General features: G+C 62.0%; 19 protein-coding genes. 7 read left to right on the top strand and 12 right to left on the bottom strand.

All coding sequences use genetic code 11. The features are described 5' to 3' along the window. Positions 1 to 65 precede the first annotated feature (65 nt). On the top strand, positions 66 to 1,811 hold the full coding sequence (locus tag JQ600_RS07620) for a type I secretion system permease/ATPase (protein ID WP_212268006.1): 1,746 nt from the start codon (positions 66 to 68) through the stop codon (positions 1,809 to 1,811). Further along, entirely contained in the window at positions 1,808 to 3,118 is a 1,311-nt protein-coding gene (locus JQ600_RS07615) for an HlyD family type I secretion periplasmic adaptor subunit (RefSeq protein ID WP_212391742.1), read from the top strand. Before JQ600_RS07620 ends, JQ600_RS07615 begins: the two co-directional genes overlap by 4 nt. A gap of 139 nt (positions 3,119 to 3,257) precedes the next feature. Here JQ600_RS07615 and JQ600_RS07610 read toward each other — a convergent pair whose 3' ends face one another. Then, on the bottom strand, positions 3,258 to 3,575 hold the full coding sequence (locus tag JQ600_RS07610; RefSeq protein ID WP_312011116.1) for a hypothetical protein: 318 nt from the start codon (positions 3,573 to 3,575) through the stop codon (positions 3,258 to 3,260). Between the two features lie 412 nt (positions 3,576 to 3,987). Next, positions 3,988 to 4,878, bottom strand: a complete 891-nt coding sequence (locus JQ600_RS07605) for a VOC family protein (protein ID WP_212391740.1) — start codon at positions 4,876 to 4,878, stop codon at positions 3,988 to 3,990. A gap of 255 nt (positions 4,879 to 5,133) precedes the next feature. Between JQ600_RS07605 and JQ600_RS07600 the strand changes: the two genes are divergently transcribed. Next, complete coding sequence (locus tag JQ600_RS07600) at positions 5,134 to 5,985, top strand: metal-dependent phosphohydrolase (protein WP_212033402.1); 852 nt, start codon at positions 5,134 to 5,136, stop codon at positions 5,983 to 5,985. Between the two features lie 39 nt (positions 5,986 to 6,024). Here JQ600_RS07600 and JQ600_RS07595 read toward each other — a convergent pair whose 3' ends face one another. From JQ600_RS07595 to JQ600_RS07585, 3 genes are all read right to left on the bottom strand, one after another. Next, entirely contained in the window at positions 6,025 to 6,315 is a 291-nt protein-coding gene (locus JQ600_RS07595; protein ID WP_212268014.1) for a DUF1127 domain-containing protein, read from the bottom strand. A gap of 178 nt (positions 6,316 to 6,493) precedes the next feature. After that, positions 6,494 to 6,976, bottom strand: coding sequence for a CinA family protein (locus JQ600_RS07590; protein ID WP_212391738.1), 483 nt, complete (start codon positions 6,974 to 6,976; stop codon positions 6,494 to 6,496). 3 nt (positions 6,977 to 6,979) lie between these two features. After that, positions 6,980 to 7,960, bottom strand: coding sequence for an MBL fold metallo-hydrolase (locus JQ600_RS07585; RefSeq protein WP_212489765.1), 981 nt, complete (start codon positions 7,958 to 7,960; stop codon positions 6,980 to 6,982). A 171-nt stretch (positions 7,961 to 8,131) separates the two neighbouring features. On the opposite strand from JQ600_RS07585, the gene JQ600_RS07580 reads away from it, so the two are divergent. Genes JQ600_RS07580 through JQ600_RS07570 form a run of 3 tightly spaced genes read left to right on the top strand, consistent with a single transcriptional unit; the run spans position 8,132 to position 10,783 of the window. Next, on the top strand, positions 8,132 to 9,217 hold the full coding sequence (locus tag JQ600_RS07580; RefSeq protein WP_212268019.1) for an amidohydrolase family protein: 1,086 nt from the start codon (positions 8,132 to 8,134) through the stop codon (positions 9,215 to 9,217). Then, positions 9,214 to 10,317, top strand: coding sequence for an amidohydrolase family protein (locus tag JQ600_RS07575; protein WP_212391734.1), 1,104 nt, complete (start codon positions 9,214 to 9,216; stop codon positions 10,315 to 10,317). Before JQ600_RS07580 ends, JQ600_RS07575 begins: the two co-directional genes overlap by 4 nt. Before the next feature lie 52 nt (positions 10,318 to 10,369). After that, positions 10,370 to 10,783 carry a Rieske (2Fe-2S) protein gene (locus tag JQ600_RS07570; protein ID WP_212489764.1) on the top strand — a complete coding sequence of 138 codons (414 nt, stop codon included), beginning with the start codon at positions 10,370 to 10,372 and terminating at the stop codon, positions 10,781 to 10,783. A 39-nt stretch (positions 10,784 to 10,822) separates the two neighbouring features. Here the strand turns inward: JQ600_RS07570 and JQ600_RS07565 are convergent, their stop codons facing one another. The 3 genes from JQ600_RS07565 to JQ600_RS07555 form a co-directional block, all read right to left on the bottom strand. Continuing rightward, entirely contained in the window at positions 10,823 to 11,119 is a 297-nt protein-coding gene (locus JQ600_RS07565) for an HU family DNA-binding protein (protein WP_192737043.1), read from the bottom strand. Between the two features lie 341 nt (positions 11,120 to 11,460). Then, positions 11,461 to 11,724, bottom strand: a complete 264-nt coding sequence (locus JQ600_RS07560; protein WP_212489763.1) for a hypothetical protein — start codon at positions 11,722 to 11,724, stop codon at positions 11,461 to 11,463. 103 nt (positions 11,725 to 11,827) lie between these two features. Continuing rightward, positions 11,828 to 12,553 carry an HpcH/HpaI aldolase/citrate lyase family protein gene (locus JQ600_RS07555; RefSeq protein WP_212391732.1) on the bottom strand — a complete coding sequence of 242 codons (726 nt, stop codon included), beginning with the start codon at positions 12,551 to 12,553 and terminating at the stop codon, positions 11,828 to 11,830. An 874-nt stretch (positions 12,554 to 13,427) separates the two neighbouring features. On the opposite strand from JQ600_RS07555, the gene nirK reads away from it, so the two are divergent. Continuing rightward, positions 13,428 to 15,236 (top strand): copper-containing nitrite reductase, encoded by a 1,809-nt coding sequence (nirK, locus tag JQ600_RS07550; protein ID WP_249135732.1) that lies wholly within the window; start codon positions 13,428 to 13,430, stop codon positions 15,234 to 15,236. Between the two features lie 480 nt (positions 15,237 to 15,716). Here nirK and JQ600_RS07545 read toward each other — a convergent pair whose 3' ends face one another. The 4 genes from JQ600_RS07545 to JQ600_RS07530 all read right to left on the bottom strand — a co-directional run bounded on the left by JQ600_RS07545 (position 15,717) and on the right by JQ600_RS07530 (position 21,101). Next, entirely contained in the window at positions 15,717 to 17,222 is a 1,506-nt protein-coding gene (locus tag JQ600_RS07545) for an FAD-dependent monooxygenase (RefSeq protein WP_212391730.1), read from the bottom strand. 133 nt (positions 17,223 to 17,355) lie between these two features. Then, entirely contained in the window at positions 17,356 to 18,033 is a 678-nt protein-coding gene (locus tag JQ600_RS07540) for a PilZ domain-containing protein (RefSeq protein ID WP_212391729.1), read from the bottom strand. Between the two features lie 902 nt (positions 18,034 to 18,935). Beyond that, positions 18,936 to 20,042 carry a tricarballylate utilization 4Fe-4S protein TcuB gene (gene tcuB, locus JQ600_RS07535; RefSeq protein WP_212390095.1) on the bottom strand — a complete coding sequence of 369 codons (1,107 nt, stop codon included), beginning with the start codon at positions 20,040 to 20,042 and terminating at the stop codon, positions 18,936 to 18,938. A 30-nt stretch (positions 20,043 to 20,072) separates the two neighbouring features. Next, complete coding sequence (locus JQ600_RS07530) at positions 20,073 to 21,101, bottom strand: esterase (RefSeq protein WP_212390096.1); 1,029 nt, start codon at positions 21,099 to 21,101, stop codon at positions 20,073 to 20,075. Between the last annotated feature and the right edge of the window lie 24 nt (positions 21,102 to 21,125).

The raw sequence follows: 21,125 nt of genomic DNA, 5'->3' as shown, positions 1-21,125 counted from the left end.
ACGCTGGCCACAAACATCGGTAGAACCAGCCCGTTAGCTAATCCCTTTTGCAGAGACACGAATTGATGGCAGCTGCTCCCGGTGTCCGGCGGTCCGAACTCGGTATTGCGCTGCGCGCCTGTCGCAACGCGTTTATCGGCGTCGGCGTCATGAGCTGCATGATCAACTTGCTGTATCTGACCGGCTCGATTTTCATGCTGGAGGTCTATGACCGCGTGATTCCGAGCCGGAGCGTGCCGACCCTGATCGGCCTCGTCGTGCTCGCCGGGGGACTATACGTCGCCCAGGGCGGCCTCGACCTGATCCGGGGCCGGATTCTCGGCCGCATCGGCACCGCGCTCGATGAAGCCATCAATGCCCGCGTGTTCGATACCATCGTGCGCCTGCCGCTGATGGTGGGCGCCCGCAATGAAGGCCTGCAGCCGCTGCGCGACCTCGATAACGTGCGCTCCTTCCTCGGCAGCCAGGGGCCGGGCGCGTTTTTCGATCTGCCCTGGCTGCCGTTCTACCTCGCCATCTGTTTCGCATTCCACTGGCTGCTGGGCCTTACCGCGCTGGTCGGCGCCATCATCCTGGTGATCCTCACCGTGATCACCGAAGTGATGTCGCGCCAGCCGGCCAAAGACGCCATGATGCTGGCGGCGCGGCGCAACGATCTGGCGGCGACCAGCCGGCGCAACGCCGAAGTGCTGGTCGCGATGGGCATGGCCGGACGGCTGACCAAGCGCTGGACCGAAGCCAACGAGACCTATCTGGCCGGCAATCAGCGCGCCAGCGACGTCGCGGGCGGCCTCGGCGCAATCGCCAAGGTGCTGCGCATGATGCTGCAATCGGCGGTGCTGGCGGTCGGTGCCTATCTGGTGATCCATCAGGAGGCGTCCGGCGGTATCATCATCGCAGGCTCGATCCTGAGCGCGCGGGCGCTGGCGCCGGTCGATCTGGCGATCGCGCACTGGAAGGGTTTCGTCGCGGCGCGCCAGAGCTGGCATCGCCTCACCAAGCTGCTCGAACAGATACCGGCGCAGAATACCCAGACCTTGCTGCAAAGTCCCACCAAGCGATTGTCGGTCGAGGGCGTCACCATCGTGCCGCCCGGCGATCAGCGGGTCATCGTCCAGGATGTCACTTTTGCGGTCGAGGCCGGAACCGGTGTCGGTGTGATCGGGCCCAGTGGATCGGGCAAGTCGTCGCTGATCCGTGCCTTGGTCGGCGTCTGGATGCCGGTGCGCGGCAAGGTGCGGCTCGATGGCGCCGCGCTCGATCAATGGTCGTCCGACGTGCTCGGCCGTCACGTCGGCTATCTGCCGCAGGACGTCGAATTGTTCGCCGGCTCGATCGCCCATAATATTTCCCGTTTCGATCCCGACGCCAAATCGGATGCGATCATCACCGCGGCCAAGGAGGCCGGCGTGCATGACATGATCATCAAGATGCGCGAGGGCTATGACACCCAGATTGGCGAGCAGGGGACCGCGTTGTCGGCCGGGCAGGCGCAGCGCGTCGGGCTGGCGCGGGCGCTGTATGGCCATCCCTTCCTGATCGTACTCGACGAGCCGAACTCCAACCTCGACACCGAGGGCGACGAGGCGCTGACCCGTGCCGTTCGCGCCGCGCGCGAGCGCGGCGCCATCGTGATCGTGGTGGCGCACCGACCGATCGGCATCGAGGCGGTCGACCAATTGCTGGTGCTGAAGGACGGCCGCATGCAGGCGTTCGGGCCGAAGGAAACCGTTCTCGGCCAGGTGCTGCAGCGCGCCGTCCCGCCGCCGCCCGCGCCGATCAAGATCGTTGCCCCTGGAGCCAAATCATGAGCGAGGAGTTGAAAGGCGCCCGCCGTTCGATACGGTCGCATCTGGTTGTCGGCCTGGCGCTGATGCTGGTGCTGGTGGGCGGATTCGGCGGATGGGCCTCGACGGTGCCGATCTCGGGCGCGCTGATCGCGCCGGGAGCCGTGGTGGTCGATTCCAACGTCAAGAAGGTGCAGCACCCGACCGGTGGCGTGGTCGGCGAAGTGCGGGTGCGCGACGGCGATACCGTCAAGGCCGGCGACATCGTGGTCCGCCTCGACGAGACCGTGGTCAAGGCAAGCCTGGCGATCGTTGTCAAAACCCTCAACGGATTGTTGGCGCGCGCGGCACGGCTGGAGGCCGAACAGCGCGGCACTGACAAGATCAAGTTCCCTCCGCTGCTGGCCGATCGCGCCGACGATGCCGACGTCAGGGACGTCATGGCGAGCGAAACCAAATTGTTCGAGGTTCGTGTCCACGGCCGCGCCGGGCAAAAGGCCCAGCTGCGAGAGCGGGTCATGCAACTCAATGAGGAAATCGAGGGCCTCTCGGCGCAGGAGAAAGCCAAGGACAAGGAAATCGCGCTGGTCGAAAAGGAACTGATCGGCGTCCGCCAGCTCTACGACCAGCGCCTGATCCAGATCTCGCGCCTGACCACGCTGGAGCGCGATTCCGCCCGCCTGTCGGGCGAGCGCGCGCAATACATCGCCTCGCGCGCGCAGGCCAAGGGCAAGATCACCGAGACCGAGCTGCAGATCATCCAGATCGACAAGGAACTGGTCAGCGAGGTTTCCAAGGATTTGCGCGAGACCAACGACAAGATCGGCGAATTCGTCGAGCGCAAGGTCACCGCGGAAGATCAGCTCCGCCGCATCGACATCCGGGCGCCGCAGGCCGGCATGGTGCTGCAATCGACGGTGCATACCGTCGGTGGCGTGATCACCGCCGGCGACGCGATCATGATGATCGTGCCGCAGGCCGACGATCTCTCGGTCGAGGCCAAGGTCAATCCGCAGGACATCGACAAGCTGCAGATCGGCCAGAAGACATTGCTGCGGCTATCGGCCTTCAACCAGCACACCACGCCGGAACTGAACGGCAAGGTCACCAGGGTCTCGGCCGACGTCACCACCGAGCAGCGCACCGGGCAAACCTATTACACGATCCGCGTCTCGTTGCCGCCGCAAGAAGTCGCCCGCCTCGGCGACAACAACAAGCTGATCCCGGGCATGCCGGTGGAAGCCTTCGTGCAAACCGGCGACCGCACCATGTTCTCGTATCTGATGAAGCCGCTGAGCGATCAGCTGATGCGTTCGTTCAGGGAGAAGTGAGTTGCTGTCGTCCCGGCGTAGGCCGAGACCCATACGCCGTGTTGGTCGTTGTGAGACACGCGTGTTCGACGACTTTATCTAACCACGAAAGCCTGTGGTTATGGGTCCCGGCCTTCGCCGGGACGACACTGATGGCCGATCAATAGCACCGCGTGATGTTGATGGTCGTCTGGCCGTTGCGTCCGGGAACCGTGACGGGCTCCGAGGAGCAGCTCGACACATAGGGCCGGTCGGACGGCACAACGTTCGGCGGATAGCGATGCGCCCAATCCCAGGGCACATCATAGGTATAGGTGTAACGGATGTCGCGGGTGGTGGACTGGGGCGCCTCGACCACAGTCTCGCCATTCGAGGGCGAATAGTAATAGCCGCCGCCTCCCGGCCAGTAGGTCCCGACATTGTGCCGGCGGTGATGTCCGAAACCGTGGGCGGCCGGCGAATGGGACCCCGAACGCACGCCACCTGGCGCTGTTCCTGATCTTGCGAACGTATCGCCCGCGGCAAGCAAAAGCGCGGCTGCGCTGAGAGACGCGACAAGCGCCGAATGCATTCTATACGCCATGGCACATACCAATCGTTGGTTTCCAGGCGGCTCCCCCAAGCCGCTCCCTGATGCACGCTAGGTCGGGCCTTTCGGGCCGGCAAACGCATACTTAATGATTGGTTAAGATGTAACGTTAATAGGGTCGAGTTTCGAGTGAAATCCTGCCGTCTTGGCTCAATACACCGCCGTCGTCCCGGCGAAGGCCGGGACCCATACCGCGTTGTGCTGTCCGTTGGGGCAAGGTGGCAGACACCTTCCGCAACAACAACGTTCGGTGGCTATGGGTCCCGGCGTTCGCCGGGACGACACAATACTGGCCGCTCTCTCACCGCCTGTCATATTCGTCCGGTCCCATCGCCCAGGCCCATTGTTCGTGGCCGGGCGCGTAGGTGCGGTTGGTCTCTGCCGGGTTGCGGTTGACCAGCGGCCGCATGAACATCGGGTGCGTGGCGCTGCGTACCTCGTGCTCGACCGTGAACAGATGCTTGCCGCTGTCGAGGTCGACGATGTCCTTGAACCGGTACTGGTACGGGTTGTCTTCCTGCGAGACCAAATTGCGCTCCAGGAGCTTGCGGTAGGGGCCCGAGAAATTCGTGATGTAGATCTGCACGTGGTGGCCGTCGAATTCCGGCTGCTTCCGGTCGGTCTCGCGGAATTGCAGATATTGATCCTTGCCGACCTTGACGCGCGCCGTGGTGCCGTCGCCGTTCTTGAATTCGGCCGGCATTCCCATGATCTCGGGGTAGAAGCCGCAAATGGCTTTCGCTGTCCCAACCGGCACGTCGAACTCGACATAGGGAATGCCGAGCGTGATGCGGCCGAAGCGTGCAGCGTCCGGCTCATAGCAGCGCACGCGATTGCCCCAGGGACAGATCGCCTCGACGTAATCATTGTGTTCGCTGAACGCGAATTTGGTGCCTTCGAGCTTTTTGGCGACCGACGCCAGCCGTTCGAGCAGCGCCTCGCGGCCGGAGATGACGATGCCGGTATGGCCGCGCAGCACCTGTGCCTCACCATCAGGCAGATGAAACTGGCTCTTGCCGACATTCACCCACATGTTGCTGTCCGACACCATCAGATAGGGATCGCGTGTCAGTCCGAGCCCGGTGACATAGAACAATGTCGCCAGCCGCTGATCGGGCACGAAGACGTTGACATGTTCGAAATGGATCGAGTTGCCGAGGTCTTCTGCGGCGCGGTCGAACGGCTGTTGCATGGCTGCGATCCCTGGATGTTTCAGCGGATTATAGTCAGGCGCGGTGCCATGATCCAGCCGTCGCCGCGACGAGCAGGTATCTTCCCCGAGCGCATCACGGCTGATCAGACATTTCGATGGGTGCGGCGGATATACCCAGCCGGCCGTGCAGGGATTGGTGATAGGATGGTTTCGATAAGTGAGCGATCGGAAAGCCGGGATGCCGCGGCGCAGGCCGTCGTCGCGGCGCGACCACAGACGGGAGCGGGTGCCGAGATGATCACAATCCCCCAATTGACCGCGCAAGCCCTGGGTTCGTTCCTGTCACGGGAAACCGAGGGACGGTTCGGCGCCTCGCATTCCGATTTGACGAAGCTGTTGCCATTTGCCGCGAGGCTGACCCTGGAGTGCATCGGCAACAGCGATGCGCTGTATCACAACATCGAGCACACCATGCTGGTGACGCTGGTGGGCCACGACATCCTGGTCGGCCGCGCGCTGGCGCGCGCCACCACGGCGGACGATTACGCCAACTTCATCATGGCCTGCCTTGCCCATGATATTGGATATGTCCGCGGCGTCGTCCAGGGCGACGAGGATGATGCCTTTGTTGCTGATCTGAGCGGCCGCAAGATCCATCTGCCGGTTGGATCGTCCGACGCTGCGCTTGCGCCCTACCATGTCGACCGCTCAAAGCTGTTCGTGATCGAGCGGCTCGATACCATGGAGGAAGTCGACGCGGCCCGGATTTCCCGGGCGATCGAATACACCCGCTTTCCCTATGCCACGGGTCCGAACGACGGTGATGATCTCAACGAGGAGGAGGGATTGCTGCTGCGTGCGGCCGATCTGATCGGCCAGCTCGGCGACCCCAACTACATGCGCAAGTCGAATGCGCTGTTTTACGAATTCGAGGAAATCGGAATGAACAAGACGCTGGGCTACGCCACGCCCGCCGACATCGTTTATCGATTCCCGCAGTTTTATTGGACCAACGTCGCGCCGCAGATCCAGCTTGCGATCCGCTATCTCAACGTCACCTCCAGCGGCCGGCAATGGATCGCCAACCTGCATAGCAACGTCTTCCGGGCGGAGCGGGAAGTGAACCTGTCTGGACCGCAGCGCTAGAACTGGTTCGCGCTTGCGGTCCGAATCGTAAGTTCAACGTCATTGCGACATCTTTGGCTGACGTTGGAGTGCTTCCTGCTGCGCTGAGCGATCCTTGCCGGCTTCCGCCAGTCCTTCGCCGATCTGACTGCGATTGATGCCCATGTCCCTCAGCTCCCGGTCGGCAAGGTATCGCAGGATGACGAGATTGGCCTGTTGCTCGCGCCGGGCAATCAGCTTTGCGATACAGTCATTGATCATGTGGCCGAGCCAGGCCTGCCATGACCTCAATGTACTGCGGATCGCGCCGGTAGTGACAAAAGTACTGGACGTATGGTTTAGCATCGACATGTTGTTTCTCCTTCGAAACGGTGAACACCCCCTTTCGCAGCAGCAACATGCACCACGTGCGCTTCCATGACTTTCAGGGAAGCACGATTTGTTCTTTTGTTTAGCTTGAGACGGCCTTGATCTTGATCAATTGGACCCGCGATGTGTGAAGCAGTTCACAATCGGCGCGTCGCGTCGCCTACTTCGACACGTTCTCCAGCAACAGGCCCAGCGCCGTGCTCGCAAATTTCTGCATGTTCGCCTGCCGGTCGGCGCTGCCGGTCTCCAGTGTGAAAACCGCATTCTGCGGGCCCGCGACCGCCATGCAGCTGTGGCCGGCGGCGTCGCCGTAGCGGTTGCCCGTCGGTCCCGTGGCGCCGGTCTCCGACAGGCCCCAGTCGGTGGCGAAGCGCTGGCGCACCTGATTAGCCAGCAATTTGGCATAGGGCTCCGACGCCGACCGGAGGCCCTTCATCGCCTCATCGGAAATGTCCATCAGGATCCGCCGCGCGTCGCGGGTGTAGACCACACCGCCGCCGAGGAAATAGGCGGATGCGCCGGGCACCGACAGCAGCGCCGCCGAGATCAGACCGCCGGTGGAGGATTCCGCGATCGCGATGGTTTGTTTTCGCTCGATCAGTTTGACGGCGATCTTCTCGGCGATCGTTACGAGCTCTTTCATTCCTCAACTCCGGCGCAGCATGCGTTTCAGCAATGACTTCTTGTCGGGCTTGTCAGCCAGCGAATGATAGACGACGCGAATGAAGTTCTTGGAGGCGAGCTCCGTCGGCGCCCATTTCTTGTCGAGATCGGCGAACGGTTTGGCGGCCACCACGTCGTCTTCGCTCTTGCCTTCCTTCACCAGCTTCGCCATGCGGTCCCGCGCGGTGACCAGCATGGCGCGGTATTCGGTCAGAACAGCCTTGTCGGCGATCGGCCCGTGGCCCGGCACGATGCGGCTCTTGGCGTTGGTCATCTTGAGATAGGCGTTGGCCGCCGCGATCATGCCCTTGATGTTGCCGCCATTGGCAAAGTCGATGTTGGGATAGCGGCCATTGGTGAAGGTGTCGCCGGTCGCCAGCACATTGGCGGTCTTGAACCACACATAGGTGTCGCCGTCGGTATGGGCGTGGGCGATGTGCTGGAGTTCGGCGACGCGGCCGGGCAGCCGGAGCTTGAGCGTCCCGCCGGCATAGGTCTTCTTCGGCAGCGCGCCAGCGGCGGCCGGCGGCGTCTTGACGCCGGTCAGGCCGTTGGTGGTTCCCTCCGCCAGGCGAATCTTGACGTTGACGTCGGAGACGATGGTGACGCCGTCCTTGGCGAAGGCTTCATTCCCGCCGGTGTGGTCGCCGTGATAATGCGTGTTGATGAGGTATTTGATCGGCAGGTTCGAGATGGTTGAGATCGCGGCCTTGATCTTGTCGTGCAGCGGCGCGAACTGGCCGTCGACCATGATGATGCCGGTTTTGCCGACCGCCACGGTGATGTTCCCGCCCTGGCCCTCGAGCATATAAACGTTGTCGCCGAGGTCGGTGGTCTTGATCTCGACCTTGGAGAAATCGACCGGCGGGGGTGCGGCAGGCGGGGCAGGGGGCGCTTTCTGCGCGGCTACCGCGCCAGCCAGCAAAAGGGTGATGGCAACCGCCGTACTTCCAGTCCGAATCATCAAAATCTCCTAAGGGCCGACCCATGTTTTCCTAGCACAGGGGGCTAGCGTTTGCCGAGTTGCGGCGCACCGGCCAGCCTGCTTGAATGCGGCCAAAGAACCAAGCGGCGCGGCTTACAAGATGCCGTGAGACCGCGGGCGCGCACGAGGAAACATGCCCGAGGAAACGTCATGACGTCACCGATCGCAGGCGGTGTGGATTGCGACCTGCATCCCGCCGTGCCCCATCTGACCAGCCTGCTGCCGTATATGAACGACTACTGGCGCGACCAGGTGACGACGCGCGGCATGACCGATCTGGTGTCGCAATCCTATCCGGCCAATTCGCCGATCAGCGCGCGCCCCGATTGGCGTCCGGCGCAGGGTAAGCCGGGCTCCAGCCTCAGCGATATGCAAAAGCAGGCGCTCGATCGGTTTCAGGTCAGCTACGGCATCTGCAATCCCTTGTATGGCGTGCAGATGGTGTTTTCCGAGGACATGCAGGACGCCTTCTGCCGCGCGCTGAACGACTGGCTGGTGCAAGAGTGGCTCGACAAGGATTCCCGTCTGCGTGGCTCGATCGTGATCCCGACCCAGAGCGTGGAAAAATCAGTCGCCGAGATCGAGCGCTGTGCCAAAGACCCGCGCTTCGTTCAGGTGCTGATGCTTGTGATGGGCGACATGCCGGTCGGCAAACGCGCCTATTGGCCGATCTATGCCGCCGCCGAGCGGCTGGGGCTGGCCATCGGCATCCACGCCGGCTCCGCCTATCACAACCCGCCGACCTCGGTCGGCTGGGGTTCCTATCATGTCGAGGATTATGTCGCCCAGGCGCAGGCGTTCCAGACCCAGTTGACCAGCCTGATCGTCGAGGGCGTGTTCGCGCGGCATCCGAAGCTGAAGATGGTGATGCTGGAAAGTGGCTTCACCTGGCTGCCGTCATACCTGTGGCGGCTGCACAAGTTCTGGCGCGGGGTGCGGATGGAAACGCCCTGGGTCGACCGCGCGCCGCTGGAAATTGTGCGCAGCAACATCCGCTTTTCGCTGCAGCCGGTCGACGCGCCGCCGGATCCGGCCACGTTAAATCGCCTGTTCGACCATATGCAGTCGGACGAATTGCTCCTATTCTCAACCGACTATCCGCACTGGCAATTCGACGGCGACGAGGTGCTGCCGGAGGGGATTTCGGAAGGTCTTGTCCGCAAGATCATGATCGATAATCCGCACGCGACCTATCCTCGTCTAACGCAGCCCGCGCTCAAGGAGGCAACGCCATGAATGTGCAGTTCCGCACCGAGCCGTCAGCGTCTGTCAGCGTCAAGACCGCGATCGCCGATTGCGACATTCATCCCGCGCGCGCCACCGGGACCGAACTCTATCCGTTCCTGGCAAAACGCTGGCATTCGCATCTGGAGACCTACGGCAAGCACGCCTATCAAGGCATGATGGAAGGCCCGCCCTATCCGAAGGCGCAGCCGAACGCCTCGCGCCGCGACGCCTATCCGCCGGAAGGCGGCAAACAAGGCTCCTCGCTGTCCTTCATGCAGAAGCAGCTGCTCGACCCCTACAATGTCACGCTCGGCGTGCTCAACCCGCTCGACACCGGGCAGGGCCTGCGCAACCACGATCTCAGCGCGGCGCTGGCGACCGCGATCAACGACTGGCAGATCGAGAAATGGACCAGCAAGGATTCGCGTCTCAAAGGTTCGATCGTCGTCGGCAATGAAGACGGCCCCACTGCCGCCGCCGAGATCCGCAAGCGCGCCGGCGACAAGAATTTCGTGCAGGTGCTTTTGCTGAGCCGCAATGTCGAGCCGCTCGGCCAGCGCCGCTACTGGCCGATCTATGAGGCGGCGCAGGAGATCGGCCTTCCCGTCGGCGTCCATGCCTTCGGCTTCGGCGGCAACCCGATCACAGCTTCCGGCTGGCCGAGCTTTTACATCGAGGAGATGGTCGGCCATTCGCAGTGCCAGCAGACCGCGCTCGCAAGCCTCGTGCTCGAAGGCGTGTTCGAGCGCTATCCCAAACTGAAGATGGTGATGATCGAGGCCGGCTTCGGCTGGGCGCCGTCGCTTTCATGGCGGCTGGACAAGAGTTTCGACCGGCTGCGCAGCGAGGTGCCGCATCTGAAGCGCCGTCCGTCGGAATATATCCGCGATCACATCTGGTGGACCACGCAACCGATGGAAGATCCGGAACGCCGCGAGCATCTGTTCGAGGTGATCGAGTGGATCGGCTGGGACAAACTGCTGTTCGCGACCGACTATCCGCACTGGGATTTCGACGAGCCCTCGCGCGTGCTGCCCCCCGGCGTCAGCGACGCCAACAAGCAGGCGTTCTATCTCGACAATGCGAAGAAGCTGTACGGGATCGCATGATCAGGAAAAGTGGGAACCGGTTTTCCGAAAAAGATCATGCGTAGGAAATAATATGGCCCGGCATGTCATTGCCCCGGTGGACGAGTTGCCGCCGGGCACGCGAAAATTCCTCACCATCGACGAGCGGCCGATCGCGATCTTCAACGTCAAGGGCGAGTTTTTCGGTCTGTTGAACCGCTGCCCGCATCAGGGCGCGGCATTGTGCGAGGGACCGCTGGTCGGGCTCGCCACTTCCTCCGACCCCGGCGAGATCGAGTACACCAAGTTAGGCGAGATCATCCGCTGCCCCTGGCACGGCTGGGAATTCGATATCCGCACCGGCCAGTCCTACTGCGATCCCAAGCGCTTCCGCGCCCGCGCCTATCCCGTCAATGTCGAGCCCGGCACCAACCTGGTGAAAGGGCCGTATGTCGCGGAGACGATCAAGGTCGCGGTCGAGAGCGACTACGTGGTGGTCGATCTGTAGCGGCCGCCGTTCCGGTGAACGCCGGCCGCTTCGCCATCCCTAGACAGCGTCTTTGGCAACCTTCAGCGGCGACGCCTTGACCGACTTGCTGGCCGGCTTGGCCGCGAACTCCATCGGCTCTTTCGTGAACGGATTGATGCCGCTGCGGGCTTCAGTCGCCGGCTTGTTCACGACAGACATTTTGACGAAGCCGGGAATGACGAACTCACCGGACTCGTTCAGCTCCTTGTAGCCGACGGTGGCCATCTGCTCGATGACGGCCTTGACGTCATTCTTGGAAAGCTGCGTTCCCTCTGCGATTGCATCGATCAACTGAGTCTTGGTCATCTTGGCCATTGAAAATTACCTTTCTGTGTGGGGGAGAACGGATTGAAGCGCACGCGCTACGCTGGTTGCATAACTCGGTCTGGAGCGCGGCAAGGCCACGCAAATCGCTTCCCGTTCATGGCTGCGGTCATGAAAGCTACCGGGCTTAAAACCTATCGACGCCCAAAACGCAAGGCGTAGATCGGCCTGTGGGGAACCGCTTCCGGATCGATCGGCACCTGCAGGAGGCTGGTAAAGTCGCTGATACCACTGGCGTCCTGCGAGGTCAGGCGCTGATAACTCTGCCCGGATCATCTTGCAATGACACAACAAAATCCCGCTGTCGCGATGACAGATGCAGGCAACAGTCGTTAGCTTCGCGCTATGTGCTTGCCGTCGACATGGATATTCAATCGCTTCATGAAAAATCCGGACGCATAAATTTCCACAACCCGGTTGGCCTCTCCCGTCTTCAACGCGCCACACAGCAAGGCCGCGCGGGTGTAAAGAGACACACCGGAGGATGATTCAACCAGCTGCCCGTCGATGTACAACTTCAAGATCATCCGTCCCGCCTTCTCCATATCCGGGACCGCGCTGCATGCGATCTGATGTCCTTCAAAGGTCGTCGTCACTTCTAAACACACCCATTGCTTGATCTGCTCTATCCCGTTGTCCACCGAAATTGGCGGAGTTCGTCGAGCTGCGGCGAACCGTCCCGAACCGTCGCCCTTGCCGCTATGGCCTCAACGTCCCCTGCAGCAGCTTGATGCCGTCGGCGAGCGCGCGCTGCATCAACAGCGCATCTACGCCGTAGGCGATCATGCGAAAGCCTTTGGCGCGGAAATCGCGCGCCCACTTCTCGTCGCCGGCGAGGAAGCCCGGCGTCTTGCCGTGTTTCTGGCAGGCTTCGACCAGTCTATCGACAGCGCTGTGGAATTTCGGATTGTCGAACTGCCCCGGGATGCCCATGAAGTTCGTCAGATCGTAGTGGCCGAGCCAGACCACGTCGACGCCGTCGACCGCGGCGATCGCATCGACGTTCTCGATGCCCTTGGCGGTCTCCACCAGCGCGATCACCATCGTGCGTGCGTTTGCCTCGGCAATCTTGTCGGTCTCGGCTCCGCCGGCATAGTCGTCATGCGCCGCGACATTGAACGCGGCGCCGCGACGCCCAACGGGCGGATATTTCGTGCAACCAACGATCGCCCTGGCCTGCTCAGATGTTTCGACCATCGGCACCATGATGCCCATCGCACCGATGTCGAGTGCGCGAGCGATGTGATGATAGTCGCCGGAGGGAACGCGCACGAGAGGCACCAGATCGAGCCCGCGGCAGAATGCGAACTGCGCCTTCATTGTCTCGAAGCCGACGCCCGAATGCTCCATGTCATAGAGGATGAATTCGGCGCCGGCCTCGCGGCAGATCGAAGGATAGCCGGGCGTGAAGAACTCGAACGTCATCGTTCCGAACGCACAGCCCCCCGCCGCGAGCCGTGGCTTCAATGGATTTGGGCGCAACGGATTTTCCTCCGAGAGTTGTTCAAGCGCCCGGCATGGCGAACACGGCAACGCAGCCGGGCACAGGCGTTGACGCAACTTTACGCACGGCCGCAGTTCCTATCAATGCTGCCGTCCGGAATGGTGGGTTCTTGTACGCGGCCGCCGTAAACCATCGCTTGAGGGGATGTCCGCTGACGATGGAAGCTGACAAGATAATCCGACCACCGGTCGCCGGGCCTCCCATATCCGGGCCTCCCATATGATGACCCCATTTCCTCAAGTTGGGCCATCTCCTCGTTTGTTTTGAATAGTGGTCAATATTGACCAGCCACATCGGATCCGGAAGCGCATGCTGCTTCCACCATCGCCCCAGTCACGGCAGCCGTTGGTGACAGCGCAGTAACGCTTCCGCCATGGAAGCATTGTGCTCCTCGTCCAGAATCTCTTGACCGGTATTGAGCGCCCGCGCGGATCTCGTTGAGGTCGAAAAGCAGGGTGGTTTGGAAGTCGTTGCTTGACCGGGTTTTCTTATCTTTAGCTCAGACGGAGATCGCATATGCAGGCAACGATACTTGCGAAACTCCGCGAATGGTCCATCCTTATAACCGCACTTTGTATTGCTCTTGGCGGAATCTTGTACGCAGCTTCTTTCTCATCGACACCGCCGGAATCGCTGGCGGTCGCGCCCACCGCCGCCAGTTCTCAGCCGCAGGCGTCTTCAGTTGCTTCCAGGAATTCCGCAGCGGCGCCACAAAGTTCAGCCGTGGTCCCAGCACCAGCGGACCCGGCGACGCCAAGCCGCCCCCCGGCGTCGTCCGGACCGACGGCACACCAGATGCATGGCCACGCACCAACGCAGCCGTCGAGCGCTCCCGCGCTCAGGGCTGCTGCGACGAACGCTCCTCCGACGCAACCCGTTACTCCCACGCCACCCCCAACACTGGCTGGCGGGACAGCCGTCGACGGCGATGCGGCGACCGGCCGCCAGGTCTACAGAAAATGCCAAGCCTGCCACTCGCTGGAGGTCGGCAAGAACGCCCTTGGCCCGAGCCTCGCCGGCATCATTGGCAAGAAGTCCGGCGAGGTGCCCAACTACAATTATTCGCCTGCGATGAAGGCTGCCAATTTGATTTGGGACGCCGCGACACTCGACGCCTATCTGCTTGATCCATCAAAGCTGGTTCCGCAGAACAAAATGCCGTTCGCGGGATTGAAGACCGTGAACGAGCGCAAGGATGTGATCGCCTATCTGGTTGCGGCCGCGTCTCCGACCGGCGCGCCGGTTGTTGCGCAGCGTTCGCCCTCGCCGGCGGCTGCGCCGGTGCAACCGTCAGCCCCGGGCGAACCGCGCGCTTCTGTTTATTTGCCGGAGGCCCGCTACACACTGCGTACCGGCATTGCAGAAGGACGGATGGTCTATCTTGGCGTCGGCGGCACCATCGACGGACAAGTCAATCCGCTTCTTTCAGCCGCGGAGGGACAGACGGTGCAGATCATCCTGATCAACGGAGAAGGGGCCGAGCACGACATCGTATTTCCGGAACAGAATGCAAGGTCGTCACGTATATTTAGCCCGGGCGCAAGCACAGCGTTCGCGTTCCGCGCCACGCGCGCCGGAGATTTCACCTACCTGTGTAGCGTTCCAGGGCACGAGTTGGCGGGCATGCGCGGACAACTCGTCGTCACGCCGCTTCCGCCCGATCAGGTGCTGGTCGAAGCCGACATCTCGAGGAAATCGACCGAGGTTCCACCGCCTGTCGGCCAACGTCCGCCGCAAACAGTGCAAGTCGAACTCAACGCAGTCGAACTCGAAGGCCGCCTCGCGGAAGGGACTACGTTCGGCTATTGGACGTTCAACGGCCGCGTTCCCGGGCCGATGCTGCGCGTCCGCGTCGGAGACACCGTGGATGTGCGCGTCAAGAATTCCGCTGACAGTACGATGGTTCATTCGGTCGACTTCCATGCGACCACCGGACCCGGGGGCGGAGCCGCTTCCACACAGGTCGATCCCGGGGCGGAGAAATCATTCAAATTCAAAGCGCTTATTCCGGGACTGTATGTCTACCACTGCGCCACGCCAATGGTGGCCCATCATATCGCCAACGGGATGTATGGTCTCATGCTGGTCGAGCCCGAAGGCGGACTGCCGGCGGTGGATCGCGAGTTCTACGTTATGCAGGGCGAGATCTATACTGAGGCGCCGTTCGGCCATCGCGGCAGTCAGGAATTCAGTGTTGAAAAATTGCTGAACGAGCGGCCGGAATATTTCGTTTTCAACGGTTCGGTGGGGGCGCTTTCAAAATTGCATCCGCTGGAGGCCAAGGTCGGTGAAACCGTTCGAATCTATTTCGGCGTCGGCGGACCCAACTACACGTCCTCCTTCCACGTCATCGGTGAAATTTTCGACCGAGTCTACAATCTCGGCGGCTTGCTAAGCGAGCCATTGCGCGGCGTGCAGACCGTCACCGTTCCAGCGGGTGGTGCAGTCATCACGGAATTCAAGGTCGAGGTTCCCGGCAACTATATGCTGGTTGATCATGCTCTGTCGCGCGCCGAGCGCGGCCTGGTCGGCATGTTGCATGTTGAAGGGCCACCCAACCCGGAAATTTTCGACGGCAAGATCGAACCCGGGACGGGCCATTGAGACTGATGGCTGCGCGACCTGGGTCAACCATGCCATTTAGCTGATGCTCGAAATCCTGCTGGCGCCCTGATCGCCCAGGGCGGCGCGGCAGACACCGTCGTTTATATTCAAAGCCGGCCAACTGTCCGCCGCATTTCGCACTCAGCCTTCGTTCGCAGAGGAACCGATGCGCTGCTGTGGACTATATACTCAAAGGGAGAAAACCAGATGAAGCTCAAATTCGCACTTCTCGCACTGGCCACCTTAGCCGGCGCTGCGCTTTCGACCGGAACCGCTTCGGCTATTCCGCTCGCCCCCTTGGGACAGCTCCAGCCTTCGAATGTCGAACGTGTTGCAGTGGTCTGCGGAGCACGCGGCTGCGTTCGCACGGCGCCCGTGTATCGGCGAGGAGCCTACGTCGTCCGCCGCCCGTATGTACGTCGCGGTTATGGATATCATCGGGGCTATCGTCGCTACTAACCTGAAAGATCGGGTATGCGGCTACGCCGCGGCAGGCGGTCCGAACCAGTTGGTCAGCGCGTCGGCGAGTCCCGTCTGCGTTGAATTTCCCACCCAGGCCACATATCCATCGGGCCGAATTAATACGGCGTCGGGAGCGGTGACCGCGCCGAGTGCCGGAAGCTCCCACGCGCCATCATACTTGGCGTCGATCAATTGGACCCGATCCGCCCACGGTGTGATGTCGAGGCTGCCGGGCTCGGCAAGATTGAGCAGCACCGGCCGGGCATCGTGTAGCAGGGTGAACACCCGCAGCGGGCTGCCTTCGGTGATCAGGTCGAGATCGGGCATGCGGCGTCCGAGCAGCTTATGCCCTTCGCCAAAGTCGTAACGAATGCCGAAACCGGACATGTCAGCGGCGAACCGCTTGCGCGGCTCGTCCATGCGCATCAGCTCGGACACGGCCTCGCCCAAGGCTTTGGTGCGGTCGTCGGTGCGCAGCAGTGCTACTTGCGCCATCGTGTTGCGCAACGCGAGGGCCGCGACCGGGTGCCGTTCGGCATGGTAGGTGTCGAGCAGACTTTCCGGCGCCGTCTGCTTGACCACTTGCGCCAGCTTCCAGCCGAGGTTCACCGCATCCTGCACACCGAGGTTGAGGCCCTGTCCGCCTGTCGGATAATGCACGTGGGCGGCGTCGCCGGCCAGCAGCACCCGTCTGTCGCGGTAGGACGCGGCCTGCCGGGTCATGTCGGTGAATCTCGAAATCCAGGTCGGACTGTGGATTCCGTAATCGGTCCCGAAGATTCCGATCAGCGCCTCGCTGAGATCGCTCAACGTCGGTTCGCCGGACCCGACGTTCCGCTCGGTCACCATGACCCGTAGCGGTCCCCCATCCAGGTAGACAATTTCGCCGTCGCGGATCTCGTAGTTCAACTTGCTGAAGCCATGGGCGCCAAACTCATTGCGGTGGATGCCCAGTTTCGGCTGCTCGGCCACCTCGACCTCGGCGATCAGATTGCTGACGGTCGGATCCGATCCGGGGAATGCGATGCCGGCGGCTTTGCGGATCAGGCTGCGTCCTCCGTCGCACCCGACGAGATATTTCGCGCGCAACGCTGCCCCGTCGGACAGCGCGACGTCCACGCCGCTGTCGTCCTGTGCGAAACCCGTCACCTCCGTTCCGCGATAGATCGGCACCTTCAGCTCAAGGGCCCACTCGGCCAGGATGCGCTCGATATGGTTCTGCCACAGCCCGAGCCCGTAATTGTGCCGGGTGGGAAAGTCGCTGATATCGAGCGGAACGTGGAAGTGCACGACCCCGAACGTCTGTCCCTCCGAGAGGAACCGGTCGGCGATGCCACGCTGATCGAGGATCTCGATGGTGCGCGAATGCAGGCCGCCGGCGCGTGAGCCCGCCAGTTCCTGGCTGGCCCGCCGCTCGACGATGGCAACGTCGATACAAGCCAACGCCAATTCGCCCGCCAGCATCAGCCCTGTGGGGCCGCCCCCGGCGATCACCACCGCATGCTCCGTCTTTGCCGCACCCATGTCGTCCCTCCGTAGCTGTTGGCGTCGGCAGGCGTTCTACGGGATGACCGGGGTCTTGAAGCAAGCCCCTTGCGCACTACATATCAGTGTGGGGAGGCTGGTGTTCCGCTTTTTGCGGACCGAAGCTCGCCAATCAAGCCATCACCGCGTTCAAGGCCGCCACCGGCTCGGGCAAGGCGGCAACAGTTTTTGCCGCGGCTGGAACAGTTCGCGCAACCAGCCGCTCGAGATCGCGAACCGTCTGCTGCTCGACGAACTTGACCGCGATGCCGTTGGGCAACAGCCGCACGACGCGCCCGACGCATGCGCCGACCGCGAGCGGCATGCCGACGGGCGGCTGCACGGCGGTCGACACCGCAACGCCCGTGACCGAGCAATCGATAATGAAGCAGGGGTGGATCGAACTATCCGCCAGGGTCAGCGTGGAATGCGGATTGGGCGGCACGAAGCGCGCATTCTTTCGCAGCTCCAGCATCGCCGGATTTTTCTGCTTCTTCTCCAGCCAGGTCAGCATATCAGAGAGTCTTTCGCGCCGCTCGCGCGTCATCTCCAGCTCGAGCATGAAACTGCGATTCATCGTGTCGCTGATGCTGCCCTCGAATCTTCCGAAGTCGCGGAAATACGACGTCAGGCGGTCGCCGATCTTGCCGACCACGGGCACCTCGACAATCATGCGGTACGGCGACACGCGCGTGGTGCGGCAGGCGAAGGTGCGAAGCTTGCCCTGCGGGTCATACCAGTTCGGCAGCGTGTAGCTGCCGCCGACGATGACATTCACCGCTCGCTGGCTGAGGAAATCCTGAACAGGCACGATGGATCCTTGGGGAGCAAATGGGAGAGTTTGAGCGGCCGCTGATCTTTGTCAGCTTGATAGGCTGCTCCTCGGCCATTCGCGACCTCGGGCGCACCACGCGAGAGAGCCGAAGCCATCTCTTGCGCCGTTGCTCTTACGGCCATTTTCTGAATGGGAGGTAAAAAGGTAGGCAGAATCAGCAAATATCCTAATGCTTCATGAATGGAACCGGATCGGCGTTGTCAGACCGCAAATCGCTTCTGATTTACAGAAGTCGTGTCAAGCCCCAGAATAAAAAATATTTCTGTTTACCAGAACCAAAATCAGGGGCATATATTCTCCCATCCCGTCCTGGCCAGAAGGGCGTCGGCCGTCGTCACGGACGTTGGACGGGTTGCGGTGGACGCTTGTTTACGCTGAGACGACGGCGTGGATAAGCGTACGGCAAAACCGTGTGGTCCTGGCGCCCGTTGCAGGCGTCAAGCTGTCGGGTAGGCGAGAGCTGAACGGCGGCGACGGAGTCAACCAAGAACTCGTCTCCGGGGAGATCACGGCATAAGCCGTAAAGCCATTGCGCAGGGAAGGCCGGGTGTTCTCCGCTGCCCTGTATGCTCGTGTGCAGCCTTTTTTGTGCAAACCGCACACGGGACCGCGGGTGCAGCGCGCACCCGGTCTTCCCTGCGCCCTCTTTCTTATGGGGCGAAACGATTTGCAAAACTTCGGGCGTATTGCGCCGCGAGAATAATTTTCGTCGTCCCGGACAAGTGAGCGCAGCGAACGCGATCCGGGACCCATACGCCGCGCCCCTTCGATGAGAGCGCTGGCGTCAGATACCTTCCTTAACAAGGATCGCCGCGGAGTATGGGTCCCGGCTCAAGGCCGGGACGACGAGTGGAGAGGACTAGGAAACGCATTGGCAGCTAAACATGCCCCATCATCCGCCGCTCCCGCGCATAACGCACCAGGGCGACGAAGCGATAAATGCCGTGCACAAATTTGCCATAGGGCATGGTGACGAACAGCGAGAACACCACGCCGAGATGCAGCGCCAGTAGCGGTCCCATCGCCGGTGTTGCGCGCAAGAACAAGAGCGCCATGCCGGTCAGGCTGGTCAGGAACAGCATCACGATGAACGCGACATCCATGCCGAGGCGTTTTTCATCGACCAGCACAGGATCGCGCTTCCATTTTTCGAGGAGCAGTCCCACGGGTCCAATCAACAGCCCAATGCCGCCAAGCGTGCCCAGCACGACAGGCAGGTCCCACCACGGGTAAGGCGCCTGACGCGCCAGAAAATAATGATAGAGCGTCGCGACACTGGTCGAGGCAAAGCACAGTCCAAAACCGTAGAAGGTGAGGTGGTGATAGATCTTGCGGCGGTCGGTCGGGCGATCATCCTCGTTGAAGCAGCCGACGCCGCCGCCATCGAGATAACGCAACTCGCCGGCGTCGCGGATCGCCTGCCAAATCGAGCCCGCATCGGCGCGCATGCCGACGGGCTCGCCGATATCGCGCCAGAACGCGCGCACGCCCATGAAAAGCGCCACGATCGCATAGAGGAAGGCGGCGCCGAACAGCGCCGCCATCGCATTGTGCGGCATCAATTTGTAGAACGCGCCCGGCCCGGTGTGGACGCCGAACAGCACTTGCCGGTCGTGGAAGGCGGCAAAGCCGAAGATGAAGGCGGCGACGCTGAGCGCCGCAACGATGCTGATCACGAGGCCGTTGCGCGCGAAGGCGCCGGAAAAGGCGCGGGGCCACACATAGGCGGCGTAGGATTCGTTTCGCGCGACGGCAAGCGTCTGCGGCACATTGACGTTGAACTCATGCGGCGGCGAGAACTGGCAATCGGTGTAGCACGCGCCGCAGCCGTGGCAGAGATTGGCGAGATAATTGAGGTCGCCGTCGGAAAACGCGCGGCGCATCTCCATCGCCGGAAATACCGCGCAGAGCCCCTCGCAATAGCGGCAGGAATTGCAGACCGTCATCAGGCGGTCCGCCTCCTCCAGAATTCTCGTTCCGTGCATCGCGCGGCGCTCTCTTCCCAAACGTGTCTGTTACTTGGTCAGGCCCTTGCCCTCGAGCCATTTCTGGATCAGGGCCGCGACCTCGGCGTTGTTCTTGTCCATCATCACCATGTGGGAATTGCCCTTGATGCCGGCCTTCGGCAGGTCGACGACATCGACGCTGCCGCCGGCGGCCTTGAGGCTTTCGGCAAAGGCGACGCCGGTGGCGCGGATCTTCGGCCAGCGCGAGTCCTGCTCGATATAGTCGCCATAGACCATCAGCGTCGGGATGTTCTTCAAGCTTTCGACCTTGGCGGGATCGCCGACACCGGCGGGCTCGATCGCGATCAGCGCCTTGACCTTGTCGGGGCGCGCCTGCGCCACCTTGAAGCCGAAGCTGCCGGCCTGGCTGTGGAACAGGATGATGGAGGGGCCGACGCGGTCGATCTCGGCGATATAGGCGGCAATGATCGCATCATCAGTGGTGGTCCAGCGCGGCACGTTCTGCTTGACGAAATTCTCATAGCCGTCGTTCGGAAACTGATTGCCCGGCAACAGCTTGCGTTTGGTCGGATCGGCATCGTAGGAACCGGCGCCGTCGCCGATGCGAAAGCGCTCGAACGGATTGGCCGTGGTGAGGAAGACCGGCTCGCTCTTGAAGATGTCGGGATATTGCGCCCAGCCGGCGCGGCCGCGCTCGACGGCGTCGGAATTGTAGACGGCCCAGCCCTTGCGCAGAAAATAGTTCAGCCAGCCTTCGCGTCCGTCCGGCGTGGTCTCATAGGTGACCCCTGTGAGGCCGCCGCCATGCCACATCAGCAGCGGATAGGCGCCCTTCTCAACGGCGGGCAGAAAATACTGCACGTACATCTGCTCGACCTGGTAGGTGCCGTTCGGATCGACCTTTGCGGGCACGCCGCCCGGCGTGAACGTCACTTCCTTCACCGGCTTGCCGGAGATTTCGACCAGCCGTCCGCCGACATGGAACGAGCCCATGTCGCGCAACGCGATCGGCTCGGCGGCATTGGCCGCGCCCGTCATCAGGACAGCTGCAATGGAAAGAAAAGCAAATCGCGACATCAAACCTCCCATGAATCCTGGCGG

This window comes from Bradyrhizobium sp. AUGA SZCCT0176 (assembly GCF_018130145.1).
Lineage (GTDB): Bacteria > Pseudomonadota > Alphaproteobacteria > Rhizobiales > Xanthobacteraceae > Bradyrhizobium.
The sequence above is the reverse complement of the archived record's forward strand: the minus strand, read 5'-3'. Positions and strand labels throughout refer to the sequence as shown.